Source organism: Nocardioides sp. JCM 18999, from assembly GCF_055391175.1.
Map to the genome: position 1 here is coordinate 1,886,693 of NZ_AP043887.1, position 16,851 is coordinate 1,903,543.

The 16,851-nt window shown below is 70.3% G+C and carries 16 protein-coding genes; 5 read left to right on the forward strand and 11 right to left on the reverse strand.

Features of this window, described 5'->3' with window-relative positions:
• Positions 1 to 8 precede the first annotated feature (8 nt).
• A complete protein-coding gene (locus tag ACZ5J1_RS09150) occupies positions 9 to 1,085 on the forward strand; it encodes a sensor domain-containing diguanylate cyclase (RefSeq protein ID WP_464564564.1) in 1,077 nt (358 codons plus the stop codon).
• 25 nt (positions 1,086 to 1,110) lie between these two features.
• On the opposite strand, the gene ACZ5J1_RS09155 is transcribed toward ACZ5J1_RS09150, so the two are convergent.
• The 3 genes from ACZ5J1_RS09155 to ACZ5J1_RS09165 form a co-directional block, all read right to left on the reverse strand.
• The gene (locus ACZ5J1_RS09155) at positions 1,111 to 2,736 is read right to left on the reverse strand and encodes an MFS transporter (protein ID WP_464564566.1); all 1,626 of its coding nucleotides are present in this window, start codon (positions 2,734 to 2,736) and stop codon (positions 1,111 to 1,113) included.
• A gap of 66 nt (positions 2,737 to 2,802) precedes the next feature.
• Complete coding sequence (locus ACZ5J1_RS09160) at positions 2,803 to 4,293, reverse strand: aldehyde dehydrogenase (RefSeq protein WP_464564568.1); 1,491 nt, start codon at positions 4,291 to 4,293, stop codon at positions 2,803 to 2,805.
• Positions 4,294 to 4,342: 49 nt separating this feature from the next.
• A complete protein-coding gene (locus ACZ5J1_RS09165) occupies positions 4,343 to 4,984 on the reverse strand; it encodes a TetR/AcrR family transcriptional regulator (protein ID WP_464564570.1) in 642 nt (213 codons plus the stop codon).
• Positions 4,985 to 5,116: 132 nt separating this feature from the next.
• Between ACZ5J1_RS09165 and ACZ5J1_RS09170 the strand changes: the two genes are divergently transcribed.
• The 3 genes from ACZ5J1_RS09170 to ACZ5J1_RS09180 are packed head-to-tail and all read left to right on the forward strand — an operon-like array spanning position 5,117 to position 9,065.
• Positions 5,117 to 6,625 carry an APC family permease gene (locus ACZ5J1_RS09170; protein ID WP_464564572.1) on the forward strand — a complete coding sequence of 503 codons (1,509 nt, stop codon included), beginning with the start codon at positions 5,117 to 5,119 and terminating at the stop codon, positions 6,623 to 6,625.
• Entirely contained in the window at positions 6,622 to 8,574 is a 1,953-nt protein-coding gene (locus ACZ5J1_RS09175) for a primary-amine oxidase (protein ID WP_464564574.1), read from the forward strand. The genes ACZ5J1_RS09170 and ACZ5J1_RS09175 overlap by 4 nt, the downstream gene beginning before the upstream one ends.
• Positions 8,574 to 9,065: a hypothetical protein gene (locus tag ACZ5J1_RS09180; RefSeq protein ID WP_464564576.1), complete on the forward strand. Its 492-nt coding sequence runs from the start codon at positions 8,574 to 8,576 to the stop codon at positions 9,063 to 9,065. The genes ACZ5J1_RS09175 and ACZ5J1_RS09180 overlap by 1 nt, the downstream gene beginning before the upstream one ends.
• 7 nt (positions 9,066 to 9,072) lie before the next feature.
• Here the strand turns inward: ACZ5J1_RS09180 and ACZ5J1_RS09185 are convergent, their stop codons facing one another.
• Genes ACZ5J1_RS09185 through ACZ5J1_RS09215 form a run of 7 tightly spaced genes read right to left on the reverse strand, consistent with a single transcriptional unit; the run spans position 9,073 to position 14,565 of the window.
• Complete coding sequence (locus ACZ5J1_RS09185; protein WP_464564578.1) at positions 9,073 to 9,507, reverse strand: VOC family protein; 435 nt, start codon at positions 9,505 to 9,507, stop codon at positions 9,073 to 9,075.
• A 10-nt stretch (positions 9,508 to 9,517) separates the two neighbouring features.
• Positions 9,518 to 9,955, reverse strand: a complete 438-nt coding sequence (locus ACZ5J1_RS09190) for a helix-turn-helix domain-containing protein (protein ID WP_464564580.1) — start codon at positions 9,953 to 9,955, stop codon at positions 9,518 to 9,520.
• Positions 9,952 to 11,346 carry an aspartate ammonia-lyase gene (locus tag ACZ5J1_RS09195; RefSeq protein ID WP_464564582.1) on the reverse strand — a complete coding sequence of 465 codons (1,395 nt, stop codon included), beginning with the start codon at positions 11,344 to 11,346 and terminating at the stop codon, positions 9,952 to 9,954. Before ACZ5J1_RS09195 ends, ACZ5J1_RS09190 begins: the two co-directional genes overlap by 4 nt.
• On the reverse strand, positions 11,343 to 12,497 hold the full coding sequence (locus tag ACZ5J1_RS09200; protein ID WP_464564584.1) for a M20 family metallopeptidase: 1,155 nt from the start codon (positions 12,495 to 12,497) through the stop codon (positions 11,343 to 11,345). Before ACZ5J1_RS09200 ends, ACZ5J1_RS09195 begins: the two co-directional genes overlap by 4 nt.
• A 4-nt stretch (positions 12,498 to 12,501) precedes the next feature.
• On the reverse strand, positions 12,502 to 13,170 hold the full coding sequence (locus ACZ5J1_RS09205) for a DUF1028 domain-containing protein (RefSeq protein ID WP_464564586.1): 669 nt from the start codon (positions 13,168 to 13,170) through the stop codon (positions 12,502 to 12,504).
• Positions 13,167 to 13,595 (reverse strand): RidA family protein, encoded by a 429-nt coding sequence (locus tag ACZ5J1_RS09210; protein ID WP_464564588.1) that lies wholly within the window; start codon positions 13,593 to 13,595, stop codon positions 13,167 to 13,169. The genes ACZ5J1_RS09205 and ACZ5J1_RS09210 overlap by 4 nt, the downstream gene beginning before the upstream one ends.
• A gap of 43 nt (positions 13,596 to 13,638) precedes the next feature.
• The gene (locus ACZ5J1_RS09215) at positions 13,639 to 14,565 is read right to left on the reverse strand and encodes a LysR family transcriptional regulator (RefSeq protein ID WP_464564589.1); all 927 of its coding nucleotides are present in this window, start codon (positions 14,563 to 14,565) and stop codon (positions 13,639 to 13,641) included.
• 151 nt (positions 14,566 to 14,716) lie between these two features.
• On the opposite strand from ACZ5J1_RS09215, the gene ACZ5J1_RS09220 reads away from it, so the two are divergent.
• Complete coding sequence (locus tag ACZ5J1_RS09220; protein WP_464564591.1) at positions 14,717 to 15,967, forward strand: flavin-containing monooxygenase; 1,251 nt, start codon at positions 14,717 to 14,719, stop codon at positions 15,965 to 15,967.
• Here the strand turns inward: ACZ5J1_RS09220 and ACZ5J1_RS09225 are convergent.
• Entirely contained in the window at positions 15,952 to 16,797 is an 846-nt protein-coding gene (locus tag ACZ5J1_RS09225) for a DUF7674 family protein (RefSeq protein WP_464564592.1), read from the reverse strand. The two genes, ACZ5J1_RS09220 and ACZ5J1_RS09225, sit on opposite strands and share 16 nt — an antisense overlap.
• Positions 16,798 to 16,851: the final 54 nt, after the last annotated feature.

Sequence of the window (16,851 nt, forward strand, 5' to 3'; positions counted from 1 at the left end):
TGGTCGACATGGCGCCCGAGTCCTCCCCCGAACGGACCCAGGCGCAGACCATTCGGGCGGTTCTCGGCGCCACCCAGCGGGTGCATGCCGGCCTCGACCTGACCGCGAAGCTGGAGGCGATCACGCAGGGCGTGAGCATCGCCACCGGGTTCCAGATAGCCGCCGTCAAGCTGCGCCAACCGGACGGCAGCATGAAGACCGTCGCCGTGCACGGCGACGACGGCGCCCGCGAGACCCTCCTCGGCACCTCGATCACCGCCGGGCAGCGCGAACGTCTGCTCGCCGTCTCGGAGCAGCGCGGGCTGCTGCGCTTCGTCGCGAGCGACCGGTTCCCCGAGGTCAACGACATCCCGAGCTGGCGCCCCGACGGCCCGACCCCGGTCGCCCCGGACGACTGGGACCCGGACGCGATGATGTTCGCCCCGCTGATCGGCCGTTCAGGCGAGGAGATCGGGATGCTCGGGGTCGACAGCCCGCTGAGCGGCAAGATGCCGAGTGCCGAGCAGGAGGAGCTGCTCACGCTCTTCGCCCAGCACGCCTCCACCGCCGTGGAGAACGCCCTGATGTACGAGGAGCTGCTGGCCACCAGCGAGCACCTCTCCTGGGCTGCCACCCATGACGCACTGACGGGCCTGCGCAACCGCACCATCCTCGAGGACGACCTGGCCCGCGCCTCCATGACGCCCGGCTACCAGCTGCTCGTCGCGGTGATCGACCTCGACGGGTTCAAGAAGCTCAACGACACCGCCGGGCACCGGGCCGGCGACCTGGCATTGGCGACCAGTGCAGGCCTGATGCGCGGCGCCCTCCTGCCGGACGAGATGGTGGCTCGCACCGGCGGCGACGAGTTCGTGGTCGCAGCCCTGCACCCCCTGGACGCGGACATCGAGGCTGCCTCGGCCGACCTGAAGCGCCGGGTCCGTGCGGCGTTCGAGCGACCGATCGAGCTCGACGGCGCGCACTGGAACCTCGACGCCAGCATCGGCACAGCTTGGGCACCGACCCCGACCGATCAGGACACCCTGATCGCTGCCGCCGACGCCCAGATGTACGTCGACAAGAACTCCCCCGACCCGATCCCCTGACCTCGCTCCCGCCTCGTGTGCGGGGTCAGACGACGTCGGGCCGGCTCGCCGGTCTGGTCGGCAGCAACCGGGTCAGGAAGATCGCCAGGCAGGCGATCACCGCGAGGATCGCCAGGCTGGACCGCAACCCGTCGAGCCGCGCGCTCTCGTTCTCCTCGACGATCGCATCGACCTGGTCGGACGGCAGACCCGCGTCCTCGAGGCCGATCCGCAGGTCCTTGTCCGAGACGAACGGGATGCCGCCGACCAGCTCGGTCTGCGCCTGATCGACGAGGTCGTCGGGGATCGCCTCGTTCGCCTGGATGCCCAGCAGGAAGCTCGAGGTCAGAGCCCCGATCAGGACCGAGCCGGCCAACGCCGTACCCAAGGAAGCGCCGAGGTTGGTGAACGTGTTCTGCAGGCCGCCGACCTCCCCGCTCAGGTGGTCCGGCACCGACGACACGGTGATCGCGCCGAGCTGGGAGGCGAGCGCCCCGACGCCGAGTCCGGCCAGCAGCAGCGGGACGGTGACGACCTCGGCCCCCGCACCCAGCTCGAGCGCGGCGATCAGCGACAGGATGCCCGCCAGGAGGGCGGCGAGGCCGATCGCGACGACGCGACGCGGCGAGGCGTGCGGCCACATCCGGGGCACCCCGACCGCGGCGAGCAGCAGCGTGATCGAGAGCGGCAGCAGCCGGATGCCGGTGTCGAGCGCGCTCAGCCCGAGCGCGACGGAGAGGTAGAGCGGGATGGTGAAGAAGAGGCCCGCCTGCAGCAGGAACTGGAACAGGAACATCACCAGGCCGCCGACGAGCTGCGGGTTGCGCAGCCGAGCGAGATCGATCAGGGGTTCCTTGCCGTGGGCGGTCATCCAGGACTCCCACCAGACGAACGCCCGCACGATCAGCAGTCCCCCGACGATCATCCAGAGCGTCACCGAGATCCCCCACAGGTCGGGAGCACCGGGTTTGGGCTGGACCCAACCCCAGTCGCCCGAGCGCAGCACGCCGAAGACGGCGAGCCCGAGACCGAGCGCGGAGAGCACGATGCCGACGTAGTCGAGCCGCGGCCGCACCGCCGCCGCCCCGTCGTCGTGGATCCGCTTGGTCAGCGCGAGGATCGCGATCACGACGATCACCTCACCGGCGAAGACCAGCCGCCACGTCCAGTACGTCGTCACCAGGCCGCCGATCAAGGGGCCGGCCGCGACCGCGATCGCGCCCGCCGACGCGACCAGACCGTAGGCGCGGGGCCGCTGCGAGGTCTCGAAGTTCATCGCCACCAGCGCCACGATCGCCGGCATGATCAGGGCCGCTCCGAGACCCTCGAGGACCGACCAGCCGATGATCAGCACGGTCAGGTTCGGCGCCAGCGCGGTGGTCAGCGACCCCGCCCCGTAGATCACGCAGCCGATCGAGAACGCCTTGCGGCGCCCGATCATGGTGCCGATCTTGCCGCCGGTGATCATCGTCGTGGCCATCACGAGGGTGTAGAGCGTGATCGCGGTCTGCACGCCGGTGATGGTGGTGCCGATGTCGGCGGCGACCTGGGCGATCGAGACGTTCATGACGGAGCTGTCCAGCGTCATCAGGAACTGTCCCGACGCGAGCGTCAGCAGGACGATGCCTGAGCCCGCCGCGGCGGCCTTGGCGGTAGCACCGGAGTCAGCCATGGGCTCACCCTCGTGGAGCGCAGGGTGGGGCGAACACACCCACCGCAGGGTGGGTCGGTCGAACGATCAGGCGTGGTGGAACCAGGTCGTCTTCAGCCCGGTGAACTTGTCCAAAGCGTGCAGCGACAGGTCGCGTCCGTAACCGGACAGGCCGAACCCGCCGAACGGCGTCGAGATGTCGAGCGCGTCGACGCAGTTCACCGAGACGGTGCCGGCGCGCAGTCGGCGCGAGACCCGGTGGGCGCGCCGCAGGTCGTCGGTCCACAGTCCCGCTGCCAGCGCGTACGGCGTGCTGTTGGCCAGCTCGATCGCCTCGTCCTCGGTGTCGACGGTGTGCACCGTGAGGACCGGCCCGAAGACCTCCGTCCGCGCGATCGCCGCGTCGGCCGGGACGTCGACCAGCACCTGCGGCCGGACGTAACAGCCGGTCGGCGCACCGGGCATGACGCCGCCGCCGTGCACGTACGTCGCCTCGCCGGCGCCCTGCTCCATCAGGGCAAGCACCTGCTGGGCCTGACGTTCGCTCACCAGCGGCCCCATCTGGGTGGCCGGGTCGAGCGGGTCCCCGACGACGATGTCGCCGGCACGCTTCACGACCAGCGCGATCAGCTCGTCGGCGACGCCGCGCTGCACCACCAGGCGCGAGGTGGCGGAGCAGACCTGCCCGGCGTTGGTGAAGATGCCCGCGACGATGCCGTCAGCGACGACATCGAGGTCGCGGACGTCGTCGAGGACGACGACGGCACTCTTGCCGCCCGCCTCGAGCCAGACCTGCTTCATGTTCGACTCACCCGCGTAGGTCTGGAAGAGCTGGCCGACCGCCGTCGACCCGGTGAACGTGACGGCGTCGACGTCGTGGTGGCGGCCCAGTGCCTGCCCCACGACCGGCCCGGCGCCGGGCACCACCGAGAGGACACCCTCGGGCAGGCCGGCCTCGGCGGCCAGCTCGGCCAGGCGCAACGCGGAGAGCGGCGACTCCTCGGCGGGCTTGAGCACGACGCTGTTGCCGGCCGCGATCGCCGGTGCGAGCTTCCAGATCGCCATCTCGAGCGGGTAGTTCCACGGGACCACGGCAGCGATGACCCCGAGAGGCTCGCGGGTCACGATCGCCAGGTCGTCGGGGCCGGTCGGCGCGACCTCGCCGTAGATCTTGTCCAGGCTCTCGGCGTACCAGCGCAGGATCGCCGCCGAGCCGGGCACGTCGATCGCCATCGTGTCGGCGATCCGCTTGCCGCCGTCCCGGCTGTCGAGCAGCGCGAGCTCCTCGACGTGCGCGAGGATCAGGTCCGCCCAGCGCTGCAGCACCGCTGCCCGGTCGCGCGGGTGCGCCAGCGCCCACGCGCCGTCCACGAACGCCGCGCGGGCGCGGGCGACCGCCAGGTCGACGTCCTCCGCGTCGCACTCGGCGACCTCGGCCAGCACGAGCCCGGTGGCCGGGTCGAGGGTCGTCCGGGTCGCCCCGGACCGGGCCGCGACAGGCCCGCCGATCCACGCCAGGGTCGGGACCTCGAAGGTCTCGGCCAGGGCGGTCCACTCGGCACTGCTGCGCTCGCTCATGCGCCCCACCTTCGGGTCAGCCCGACCATCTGTCCAGCACAGAAAATGGTCACCTTGGATCGACTCGATCGATGGGGTGCAGGTCGACCCGATCGATGCTCCGGTCGACCTCGCGCTCCACCAGGCCCCGCACCAGGTCGCGGGCGTGCCCAGGATCGACCCGGCTGTTGCGCCCGACCACGTGCAACCCCACGGCGTCCTCCAGAGCCACGATGGTCTCGGCGACCAGCCGCGGGCTCGAGCGCACCGTGAACACACCCCGTTCCACCCCGCGCACCAGGACGACCTCGTAGAGCGAGACCTCCTGCTCCCACAACGCACTCAGCAGTGCCGCGTGCGCCGCGTTGCGGGCGGCATGGACGTGCAGTTCGTAGAGCACCCGGCAGAGCAGGTCGTCGACCGACTCCGGTGTCCCCCGCGCGACCAGCTCGGCCAGCTGGGCCAGCGGGTCGTCCAACGGCTCGATCGCCTCCCGGCGGACCGCGTAGAAGCGGCGCAACGCATCGGCATGGACATCGAGGAGCAGGTCGTCGAGGCTGCGGTAGTAGTAGCTCACCGAGCCGGCCGAGAGCCCCACCTCCGCAGCCACATCACGGATCCGCAGCCCCGCCACACCGGTCGCCACGATGGCGCGCGACGCCGCACGGACGAGCTCCTGACGCCTGCTTGTCTGGTCCTTGGGTCGAGCCACAGCGGAATTATCTATGCTGAGCATCAAAGAATCGAGTCCCCCGAAACATTGCGGTTACCGCGAATTTCGAGTGCGATGACATGACCCTGATCACATTCCTTGCGACCAATCGCAAAGAACAGAGGAATCCGAATGTCTACAACACCCACCGCACTCGCCCAGGAGCAGGAGTCCAAGCTCCACAAGTCCCTGGGCCGGTTCGACATCGTCTTCCTGCTCATCTCCGCGATCGTCGGGCTGGAGACCCTCGGCGCGGTCTCCGACTACGGCGCCGAGGCGTTCACCTGGACCCTCGTCCTGGCGGTCTTCTTCCTGGTGCCCTACGGCCTGATCTTCGCCGAGACGGGCGCCGCGTTCACCGAGGAGGGCGGCGCCTACACCTGGGTCCGCGACGCGTTCGGCCGCGGCGCCGGCGCGATCGCCGCGCTGCTGTCCTGGGTGACGCAGCCGATCTGGGTCGGCGGCTCGGTCGTCTTCCTCGCCACGGCAGCGTGGAACGAGCACTTCAGCCCGATCCCCGAAGGCTCGGTCACCGACTACGTGTTCAAGCTGAGCTTCGTCTGGATCACCGTCCTGGCGGCGATCGTCAGCCTGCGCTACGGCAAGTGGCTGCCGACCGCCGGCGCGATCCTCAAGGTCTTCATCCTGCTCTTCTTCGTCGGCACCGTCGCGATCTACGGCGCCAAGCACGGCTTCGTCTCGCTCTCGGCCGGTGACTTCTCCCCGACGCTGATCGGCTTCCTCGGCGCCATCCCGATCCTGCTCTTCGCCTACCTCGGATTCGAGTCCGGCAACTCCGCCGCCGGCGAGATGAAGAACCCCTCGCGTGACGTCCCGTTCGGCATCCTGCGCTCGGCCGGCATCGCGGCCCTGTGCTACCTGGCGCCGATCTTCTCGATCCTGCTGGTCGTCCCGTCCGACGAGATCGACGGCATCGACGGCTTCCTCAGCGCCACCACCACGGTGTTCAGCGTGTACGGCGGCGCCGCCGACGTGATGCTCAAGCTGCTCTCGCTCTCGCTGGTCTTCGTGCTGATGGCGCAGGGCGCTTCCTGGATGATCATCTCCGACCGGATGCAGGCCATCGCCGCCGCCGACGGAGCGTTCTTCGGCGGGTTCTTCGGTGTCTTCAACGCCCGGCTCAGCACCCCGGTCCGGGTCAACCTGCTCTCCGGCGTGACCGCGACCGTCTTCCTGCTCGCCGCGATGCAGATCACCGGCGACGCCGCCGCGATCTTCGGCGTGGTGCTGCTGATCTCGATCACCACGTTCCTGTTCTCCTACCTGCTGGTCATCCCCGCCGCGGTCAAACTGCGGTTCGTCCAGCTCGACCGCCCCCGCCCGTTCCGGGTGCCGGTCTCCGACCGGGTGTTCGTCGCCATGGGCGCCGTCTGCTTCGCCTGGATCGCGCTCGGCTCCTGGGTCGCCGTCTTCCCGGGCACGCTCGAGCCGCTCTTCGGCGTCGACTACCCGTTCTACGACTACTGGGGAGTCCACCGCGGCACCTTCGAGCTCTACACCGTCGGCACCCTCGTCGTGATCCTCGCCCTCGGCACCGTCGGCTATGTCCGCGGCGCCAAGGTCCGTGCCGCGACCCCGCTCAGCACCGCCAGCACCACCGAAGAAGGCATCAACGCATGATCACTCGCACCGCCACGCACCCGCTCGACCGTCTCAGTGCCGAGGAGATCGAGCTCAACCGCACCATCCTGGACGAGGCCGGACTGATCGGCGCGACCACCCGGTTCCCGCTCGTCCAGCTCGAGGAGCCGGCCAAGGCCGAGGTCGTCGCCTGGTCCCCCGGGACCGCGTGGGACCGCCGGGTCCGCTCGGTGCTCCTCTCCCGCGGCACCGGCGAGGTGACGGAGGTCGTCGTCTCCCTCGATGACCGGAAGGTCGTGGAGCAGCGCCTCGTCGACGTACTCGCCGAGGGGCAGCCGCCGATCATGGGCGAGGAGTTCGTCCTCGTCGAGCAGGTGCTGTGGGCCGACGAGGCCTGGTGCGCGGCGATGGCGGCGCGCGGCCTCACGACGCCGGAGCGGATCCGGATCTCGGCACTCTCGGCCGGTCACTTCGAGATCGACGGGGAGGACGGCCGGCGTCTCGTGCGCTGCCTGTCGTTCCTCCAGCTCGACGACGAGGACAACATCTGGGCGCACCCGATCGACGGCATCGTGGCGTACGTCGACCTCAACTCCCTCACCGTCGTCGAGCTGATCGACGACGGCATCTTCGAGCTTCCCGGCGCCCGCGCCGACTTCGAGGTCGGGCCGGGCGTCGCGCCGGAGCGGACCACGCAGAAGCCGATCCTGATCACCCAGCCCGAGGGCGCCAGCTTCACCGTCGACGGCGACGTCGTGCGCTGGGAGAACTGGGAGTTCCGGATCGGGTTCGACCAGGTCGAGGGTCTGACCCTGCACCAGATCGGCTTCGCCGACGCCGCGCAGGGTGGCCGCGTCCGCCCGATCGTCTACCGCGCCTCGGTCGCCGAGATGGTCGTCCCGTACGGGGACCCGTCGCCGGTCCGGTTCTGGCAGAACTACTTCGACGCCGGCGAGTACTCGCTCGGCAAGGAGGCCAACTCCCTCGCGCTCGGGTGCGACTGCCTCGGTGAGATCCACTACTTCGACGCCGTGCTCGCCGACGACGACGGTCGTCCGCGCTCGATCGGGAACGCGATCTGCATGCACGAGGAGGACTTCGGCGTGCTGTGGAAGCACACCGACTCCTACAACGGGACCAGTTCAACGCGGCGCCAGCGGCGCCTGGTGATCTCGTTCTTCATCACGGTCGGCAACTACGACTACGGCTTCTACTGGTACCTCTACCTCGACGGCACGATCGAGCTCGAGTGCAAGGCGACCGGTGTCGTCTTCGCCTCCTCGTTCCCCGGCGAGGGGTACCCGTGGGCCAGCGAGATCGCCCCCGGCGTCGGCGCCCCGTTCCACCAGCACCTCTTCTCAGCACGCCTCGACATGATGATCGACGGCGTCGGCAACGCGGTCGACGAGGTGGACGCGGTGCGGGTGCCGGTCTCGGCGGACAACCCGTACGGGAACGCGTTCACCCGACGGTCCACCCGGCTGCACTCGGAGTCCGAGGGCGCCCGGATGGCCGACGGCCTGGTCGGGCGGACCTGGCACATCGTCAACCCGTCGGTGACCAACACGATGGGGCAACCGGTCGGCTACACGCTGCACCCGGAGGGCCAGCCGACACTGCTGGCCGACCCGTCCTCGTCGATCGCCCGCCGGGCCGCGTTCACCACCAAGCACCTGTGGGTGACCGCGCAGTCGGAGGAGGAGCGCTACCCGTCCGGCCGCTTCGTCAACCAGAACCCCGGCCTGACCGGCATCGACACCTGGTCGAAGGCCGACCGCGACATCGACGGCACCGACATCGTGGTGTGGCACACCTTCGGGCTGACACACTTCCCGCGCCCGGAGGACTGGCCGATCATGCCCGTCGACTACACCGGCTTCACGATGAAGCCGTCCGGCTTCTTCGACCGCAACCCCGCCCTGGACGCACCCCGCCCGCCGAAGAGCCACTGCGCGAGCGACCCCGACGCCTCCGCCTGCCACTGCTGATGCTCGCCACCCAGATCTGCCTCCTGGGCGCCACACTGATGCTGGCGACCTCGCGCACGCTCGCCGCGGCCGTCGCGCACGGGCTGATGTTCGTCGCGATGGCGGTGATGGGGCTGGCCATGGGTCAGTGGACGATCGCTGCCGCGGTCGCGGTGGCGCTGTGCCTGGTCGGTGTGGCGATGGTCCGCCACGCCGACGAGACCCACCGGGCCACCGCGATCGACTCCTTTGCCTGCGCCGCCCTGGTCGGGCTGATGACGGTCGCGATGCTCACCCGGATGGCCCCGCACGCGATGGCGGGCCACGAGATGGGATCGCACCCGATGACGTCGGTGCCGTCGGCCTGGGGTCCCGTCGTTCTCATCGGGGTGGTCCTCGCCGTGGGTGGCTGGCTCGTCGCCACCGTGATCGCGACCCCGCGCCGCAGCCTGGTCGGCTGGGGCGCAGGGATCACGATGATGCTCGGCATGGGAGCGATGGCGCTCGCCTGACGAGGGCTCAGGCGTGGGCGAAGTCCTCGCCGGTGAACTCGCGCTGCTCGACCAGCACCATCCAGTTGCCTGAGTTGTCCCGGCACACCGCCTCGACGCCGTACGGGCGCTCGGCGGGCTCCTGGAGGAAGACGACGCCCTTGGCGGAGAGCTCCTCGAAGGTCTTGCGGCAGTCGTCGACCGCCATCCCGAGGCCGTTCATCCCGCCCTCGTCGAGGGAGCGGTTGATCGCGTCGACCATGTCGGGGGTGAACGGCGGGCCGGGCTGGGTGAGGTGGACCTGCAGCTCCGGCTGGTTCGGGTGCATCACGGTGCACCAGCGGTAGCCGTCCCCGAGGGTGATGTCGGAGTGCTCGGCGAAGCCGAGGACGTCGATGTAGAAGGCCTTCGACGCGTCGACGTCCTTCACGAAGATCGAGGCCAGGGAGATGTTGGTGATCATGTCGTCGACGCTAGGGCGAAGCAACGCCGTCTGGCTTCTCCCGGATTGCTGAGCTGGCATCGGGTTGCTTCTCGGCCAGGCCCCACATGAAGAGGTAGCACCCCGGGATGTGGGGCGCGCCGCGTGCGTAGCGCCGCTGGAACTCGCTGGGGGACTCCCCCACCACGTCGCGGAAGCGGCTGCTGAACGAGCCGAGGCTGGAGTACCCGACGGCGTGGCAGACCTCGGTCACGGTCAGGTTCGTGGCACGCAGCAGGTCCTGCGCCCGCTCGACCCGGCGCTGGGACAGGTAACCGGCCGGTGTCACCCCGTACGTCGCCGAGAAGCGTCGCTGGAAGTGGAACTTGCTCAACCCCGCCACGGCCGCGAGGGTGTCGAGGTCGAGCGGTTCGGCGTAGTGCCGGTCGATGTGGTCGCGCGCCCGCCGCAGGTGGACCGCGCCGGTCATTCGAGCGGCTTGAGATTGGCCAGCACCTCGGGCTGCAGCAGCGCGTCGAGGGTCTCGGCGTCGAGCCCGGCCGCCATCGCCAGAGCGCGCACGTCTCCCCCGCCGGCCAGCACGGTCTTGGCGATCTCGGCGGCGCGCTGGTAGCCCAGTGCCGGTGTGAGGGCCGTGACTAGGCCGACGTTGCGGGCGGTCGCGGCGGTGAGCTTCTCCGCATCGACGGTGATCCCGTCGACGCAGAGCTCGCGCAGGGAGTCGAACGCGCGCGCCGCCCAGGCGAAGCCCTGCAGCAGCCCGTGGCAGATCACCGGCTCAAAGGCGTTGAGCTGCAGCTGACCGCCCTCGGCCGCCATCGTCACCGTCAGGTCGTTGCCGATCACCCAGAAGGCGACCTGGTTGACCATCTCGGGGATCACCGGATTGACCTTGCCCGGCATGATGCTCGAACCCGCCTGACGCGGCGGCAGGTGCAGCTCACCCAGTCCGGCCTGCGGGCCCGAGGAGAGCAGCCGCAGGTCGTTGCAGATCTTCGAGGCCTTCACCACGATCCGCTTGAGCACGCCGGAGACCTGGACGAAGGCACCGGTGTCGCTGGTGGCCTCGATCAGGTCGGTCGCGCCGATCACCGGGCGTCCGGTGATCAGCGCCAGGTGCGGCACCACGCGGTGCAGGTAGCCGGGGTCGGCCGTGATGCCGGTGCCGATCGCGGTGGCACCGAGGTTGATCTCGCAGAGCAGGGAGCGGGAGTCCTCCAGCCGCGCCCGCTCCTCGCGCAGGGTGGCGGCGAAGGCCCCGAGCTCCTGCCCCACCGTCATCGGTACGGCGTCCTGGAGCTGCGTCCGCCCGATCTTCGGGACGGTGCGGAACTCTGCGGCCTTGACCGCGAAGGCGTCGGCCAGCCTCGACGTGGACTCGGCCAGCCGGTCCATCACGTCGAGCAGGGCGAGCCGCACCGCGGTCGGATAGACGTCGTTGGTGGACTGGCAGCGGTTGACGTGGTCCAACGGGTGGATCTCGTCGTACGAGCCGCGGGGCAGGCCGAGCAGCTCCAACGCCCGGTTGGCGATCACCTCGTTGGCGTTCATGTTGGTCGAGGTGCCGGCGCCGCCCTGGATCACGTCGACGACGAACTGCTCGTCCCAGAGCCCGACCCGGACCTCCTCGGCGGCCGCCGAGATCGCGTCGAACCGCCGGTCGTCGAGCAGACCGAGCTCGTGGTTGGCCCGCGCCGCAGCGAGCTTGACCGCGCCGAGCGCACCGACCAGGTCGCGGTGGACGCCGATCGGCGTGCCGCTGATCGGGAAGTTCGCCAGCGCACGCGCGGTGTGGATGCCCCAGTACACGTCAGCCGGGACCTCGAGGGGGCCCAGTGAGTCAGACTCATTGCGCGTCATGAGAGTCCAGCATCCTCCGATGTTCCGGTCCTGGCCATGTCGAGGGCCGTCCAGGCCAGCGCCGTGGCGGCGTCCAGCAGCGCCTTCTCGGCCTCCCCGCCGACGCAGTGCGCCGCGAACTCGGGCTGGTGGTTGAGCGCCGGCAGCGATCCGATGCCGATGTACGGATGGATGGCACGCACGACCTGGGAGACGTTGCCCATGTCGGTCGACGCCCGGTTCATCCGACGGGCCGGGGTGCCGGGGTCGAAGGTGCGACCGAGCGCCAGCGCGTTGTGGGTGTACGACGCCAGCGCCGCGGCGTCGGTCCGGAACTCGGCGTACGGCTTGGACTCCGGCGTGATCTCGAGCGATGCCCCGGTCGCCAGAGCACCGGCCTCGAAGCAGCGCCACACCCGCTCCTCGGTCTCGGCGAGCTGAGCGAGGGACTCGGCACGGACGTACCAGCGGCCCTCGGTCCGGGCCGGGATCGCGTTGGGCGCCTCGCCACCGTTGGTCATGATGCCGTGCACCCGGACCGAGTGCGGCAGCTGCTGGCGAAGCAGCCCCATCGCGACCTGGGCGATGGTGAAGGCGTCGGCGGCGTTGACGCCCTGCTCGGGGTAGGCGGCCGCGTGCGAGGCCTTGCCCTGGTAGGTGATGTGGGAGTGCGAGACCGCGAACGGTTCCGCCTCGGCGACGTCGACCGGCGCCGGGTGCGCCATCATCGCCAGGTCGAGATCGGTGAAGGCGCCGCGCTCGAGCAGCTCGATCTTGCCACCGCCGCCTTCCTCCGCCGGGGTGCCGATCACGTCGATGGTCAGGCCGGCGGCGTCGGCCAGCGGCGCCAGTGCGCGGGCGGCGCCGACGCTGATCGCGGAGATCAGGTTGTGCCCGCAGGCGTGGCCGAGACCGGGCAGGGCGTCGTACTCCGCGCACAACCCGATCCGGAACGGGCCCGAGCCGACGGTGGCGTGGAAAGCCGTCTCCAGGCCGAGGTACGCCGGGGTCACGGTGAACCCGGCCTCGGCCAGCGTGTCCGCGACCCAGCGGGCGGCGTTGTGCTCCTCCCACGCGGTCTCGGGGTAGGCGTGCAGCTGCTCCGAGAGCCGGATCAACCGCTCGCTGTCGCCCGCGACGGTCGCTGCTGCCGACTCCTTCATGGCGCCCATCAGATCACTCGTCGCCCGGAACACCGTAGGACGGCGCGGCCTCGGGGTTGAGGCCGCGGGTGACGTAGTCGTCGCGCTGCGGCAGCCACACCTCGAGCAGGGCCCGCAGGTCCGCGATCGGGGTGTCGCTCCAGTCCACGCGCAGGTCGGTCTCGCGCCACGCGACCTCGCGCACGACCGACAGGCCGGCCGAGTGCAGCGGTCCGGCTTCACCGCCGGCGGCGAGGCCGGCTTCGAGGGCGGCCAGGAGGCGTTCCTCCAGTTCCCCCGTCGACGCCTCGAACGCGGCGGCGACGGCGTCGATCACCGCGGTGCCGGCGAGCATGTTCCCCGCCGCCACGACGTTGGTGCCGACGACGTGGTGGTGCACGCCGAGTGCCTTCGCGCCGGAGAACGCAGCGGCGTCCCCGGCCAGGGCGAGCACCGTGAGCTGGCGGTGCTCGATCAGCTCGCGGCCCTCGACGACGTCGGCCAACGCCGCCTCAGCGGTCGCGCCCTTCTCGAGGGCGTCGAGCAGAGCGGTGCCCAGGCGCGGGTCGGTCACGTTCTGCGACGCGGCGCCACCGACACCAGGGCGGAGATGCACGCAGCGCGCGGCGACCGCGGGACTGGACGAGGTCACGGCCATCCCGACGGCGCCGGCGCCGTCGGTGGCGAGGACGGAGAAGGTCATGAGATGACGGCGATCGCGTCGACCTCGACCAGCCACTCCGGGCGGGCCAGCGCCGAGACGACGATGCCGGTCGAGATCGGGTGCACGCCCTTGGTCCAGCGCCCGATCGTGCGGTAGACGGTCTCGCGGTAGCGCGGGTCCACGATGTAGATGGTCAGCTTGACCAGGTGCTCCATCCGAGCGCCGGCCTCGCGGAGCAACATGTCGATGTTGGCCATCGCCTGCTCGGTCTGCGCCTCCACGTCACCGATGCCGACCGACTCGCTCGTGTCCAGGTTCTGCCCGATCTGTCCCCGCACGTAGACCGTGTTGCCGGCGACGACGGCCTGGCAGAAGTCGTTGTCCAGGTTCTGCTCGGGGTAGGTGTCCTTAGTGTTGAACGGACGGATCCGGGTGTGGCCACCGACGACGATTGGGGCGTTCATGCTCAGCAGCGTAGGAACCGATCAGCACCCCTGTCGAGACGATCTAATGGTGCCCGAACATCGACTCGATCGATCCTGAGGTCGCCAGCTCCTCGATCAGCTGCTGGACGGCGGCCATCCGCCGGGTCGGGCGGACCCCGGCGGCCTTGATCAGCACGACGTCGAGGGACGGGACGTCGTGGTCGATGTCGACGGCCACCACCGCATCGACGTCCGGACTGGCGGCCCGCGGACGGGCGTTCAGCACCGTGTACGCCAACCCACGACCGACCAGCGCACGGCAGGTCTCGCTGCTGGTCGAGCGGTACCGGACGGTCGGCGCCAGGCCGACCGAGTCGAACAGCTGGGCGAAGTAGTCCCGGCTGTAGGGCAGGTCGAGCAGCGCCAGAGGCTCCTCGGCGAGCTCGGAGAGCCGCACCTTCTTGCGCTTGGCGAGCGGGTGCTTCCTCGGCAGCAGGACGTACGGCGGCAGCGAGTACAGCGCCGTCGTCTCCAGCCGCGGGTCCGTCGCGATGTCGTAGCCGATCGCCATCTCGAAGCGGCCGTTGGCGACGCCGTCGACCAGCGCCCCGAGGTCGACCTCGGACGTGGTGATCTCCAGCTGCGGGAGCTGGGCAGCGGCCTCGGCCAGCAGCCCCGGGAGGAGGTACGGCGCCAGCACGCCGAAGCACGCCAGGTGCAGGGTCCCGGTCACGTCGGCGCCCAGACCCCGCGCCTCGTCGGCCAGCTCGGATGCCTGGCGCAGCAAGCGCCGACTGCCGGCCAGCAGCTGCTCCCCCGCCGGGGTGAGGGTGACGCCGCGGGCGTGGTGGCGCATCAGCAGCTGGACGTTGAGGGCGCGCTCCAGCTCCGCCAGCGCGGCCGACAGTGCCGACTGGGAGAGATGGATGGACTGCGCAGCCGCAGTCACGCTGCCGGCCTCGGCCACCGCGACGAAGTACTCCAGCTGTCGCAGCGTGTACTGGGTCATGGGGTCAGCGTCTCACCGCGGCACCGCTGAATCAATTGAGCAGATGCAGAACGCCAAGAACATCTGTTGGACAGGTAACTCGCCTCCCGCAGACGATGGCCACAGGCCCAGCCGGCGTTCGGAGCTGGCCAGATCAGTGGAGGTTTCGCAGATGTCGCACCAGGAGGTCGAGGTCCTCGTCGTCGGGGCCGGACAGGCAGGCGTCGCGATGAGCGAACACCTGAGCGAGGCCGGCGTCCCGCACCTCGTGCTCGAGCGCGGCCGGATCGCCGAGCGCTGGCGCACCGAACGGTGGGACTCCCTGGTCGCCAACGGGCCGGCCTGGCACGACCGCTTCCCGGGGATGGAGCTCGAGGGCCTCGGAGGCGACGAGTTCGCCCCGAAGGACCGGTTGGCCGACTACTTCGCCGCGTACGCCGACAAGTTCGACGCGCCGATCCGGTGCGGCGTCGAGGTGACCTCGGTCCGCCGTCACGAGGGTCGCCCCGGCTTCCAGGTCGAGACGTCCGAGGGCACCATCGACGCCCGCTTCGTGGTCGCCGCGACCGGGCCGTTCCAGAAGCCCGTCTACCCGCCGATCGTGCCCGCTGACGCCGATGTCGCGCAGATGCACTCCAACACGTACCGCAACCCCGACCAGCTGGCGCCCGGCGCCGTGCTCGTGGTGGGCGCGGGATCGTCCGGCGTCCAGATCGCCGACGAGCTGCGCCGCGCCGGGCGCGAGGTCTACCTCTCGGTCGGGGCGCACGACCGGCCGCCGCGGAGCTACCGCGGCCGCGACTTCTGCTGGTGGCTGGGGGTCCTCGGGCTCTGGGACGCCGCCACCCCGCCGGCCGGTGCCGAGCACGTCACGATCGCCGTCAGTGGCGCCCGAGGTGGTCGCACCGTCGACTTCCGCCAGCTCGCCGCCAGCGGCATCCAGCTGGTCGGGATGACGTCGGCGTACGACGACGGGGTGCTCTCGTTCGCCTCCGACCTGGGCGCGAACATCGCCGCCGGTGATGCCAACTACCTCGCCCTGCTCGACCAGGCCGACGCCTACGTCGAGCGGATGGGGCTCGACCTGCCCGAGGAGCCCGCCGCCCGCGAGCTCGGCCCCGACCCCCGAGCCGTGACGGACCCGCTGCTCTCCCTCGACCTGGCCGCTGCCGGGGTGACCACGATCCTGTGGGCGACCGGGTACGCGACCGACTACAGCTGGCTGCAGGTCGACGCCTTCGACGAGAACGGGCGACCTGCTCACCGCCGCGGCGTCTCCACCGAGCCCGGCGTCTACTTCGTCGGCCTGCCCTGGCTCTCCCGTCGCGGCTCGAGCTTCATCTGGGGCGTGTGGCACGACGCCCGGTTCGTGGCCGACCAGATCGGGATCCAGCGCAGCTACTGGGCCTACGACCAGGGCTGACGGCGACGGTGGCCGCCGAACCATCGCCGACGACGTCGGAGGACGATCGGTCCGCTAGGGACGGTGGCCCGGTGCGCCAGCTGGCGCCCGAGCTCCACACGGATCTCGTCAGGCCACGCTGCAATCTCGGCGGCAAGGTTCGGGTCACGCCAACCCTCGTGCTCGAGGAAGGCGACACCCACGCAGTTCCACGCGAAGCCGTCCTCGTCCGTCAGCCCCGTGTTGACCACCTCGACGGCCCGGCGGGCGAGCTCGGTGTCGCCGCGCGTGTACGCGTCGAGGACCCACTGCCCGAGGTCGTCGCAGAACCGGAACGGTGCGGGCGCCTCGTACCGGGTCCGAACCGCAAGGTCGACCGGTTCAGCCTCGGGAACCGCCTGGAGGATCCGCGCCATCAGTCGCTCGGCGGGATTGCTCGGCTTTCTTCGCGGCACGGGAACAGAGACCCTGTTCTCGGGCCGGCGGAAGTAGGTCGGCCGCCACCAGTAGAGGGCCTCATCGTTCTCAGGCCACGGCGATCGCCCAGGCGGATCCATCGACCGCTCGAAGTCGTCGATCTCGGGATCGAGCGGACGCCACCCCTGCTCCTTCGGCTCGTCAGCGCGCGCCGCGCGAGATCGGTCGAGGTATCCCGAGGAACAGGCGCCGATCCGGGCGAAGCTCCGCTGCGCCGCGATCAGTGCGATGCCGTTCGGCCCCTCGTCGCACCATGGCCAGCGAAGCGCGACCGGGTCGTCCTCCCAGAAGCAGACGCGGCAGAGGTCATAGTCACCTGGACCTTCGGTCAGGGTTCTGAAACCGCAGCAAGGGCAGGGCCACTTCTCCGTCATCGGGTCCCATCATGGCGGAACGCATCGCGGGGCACCGGCAGTTTTCACTCAGTG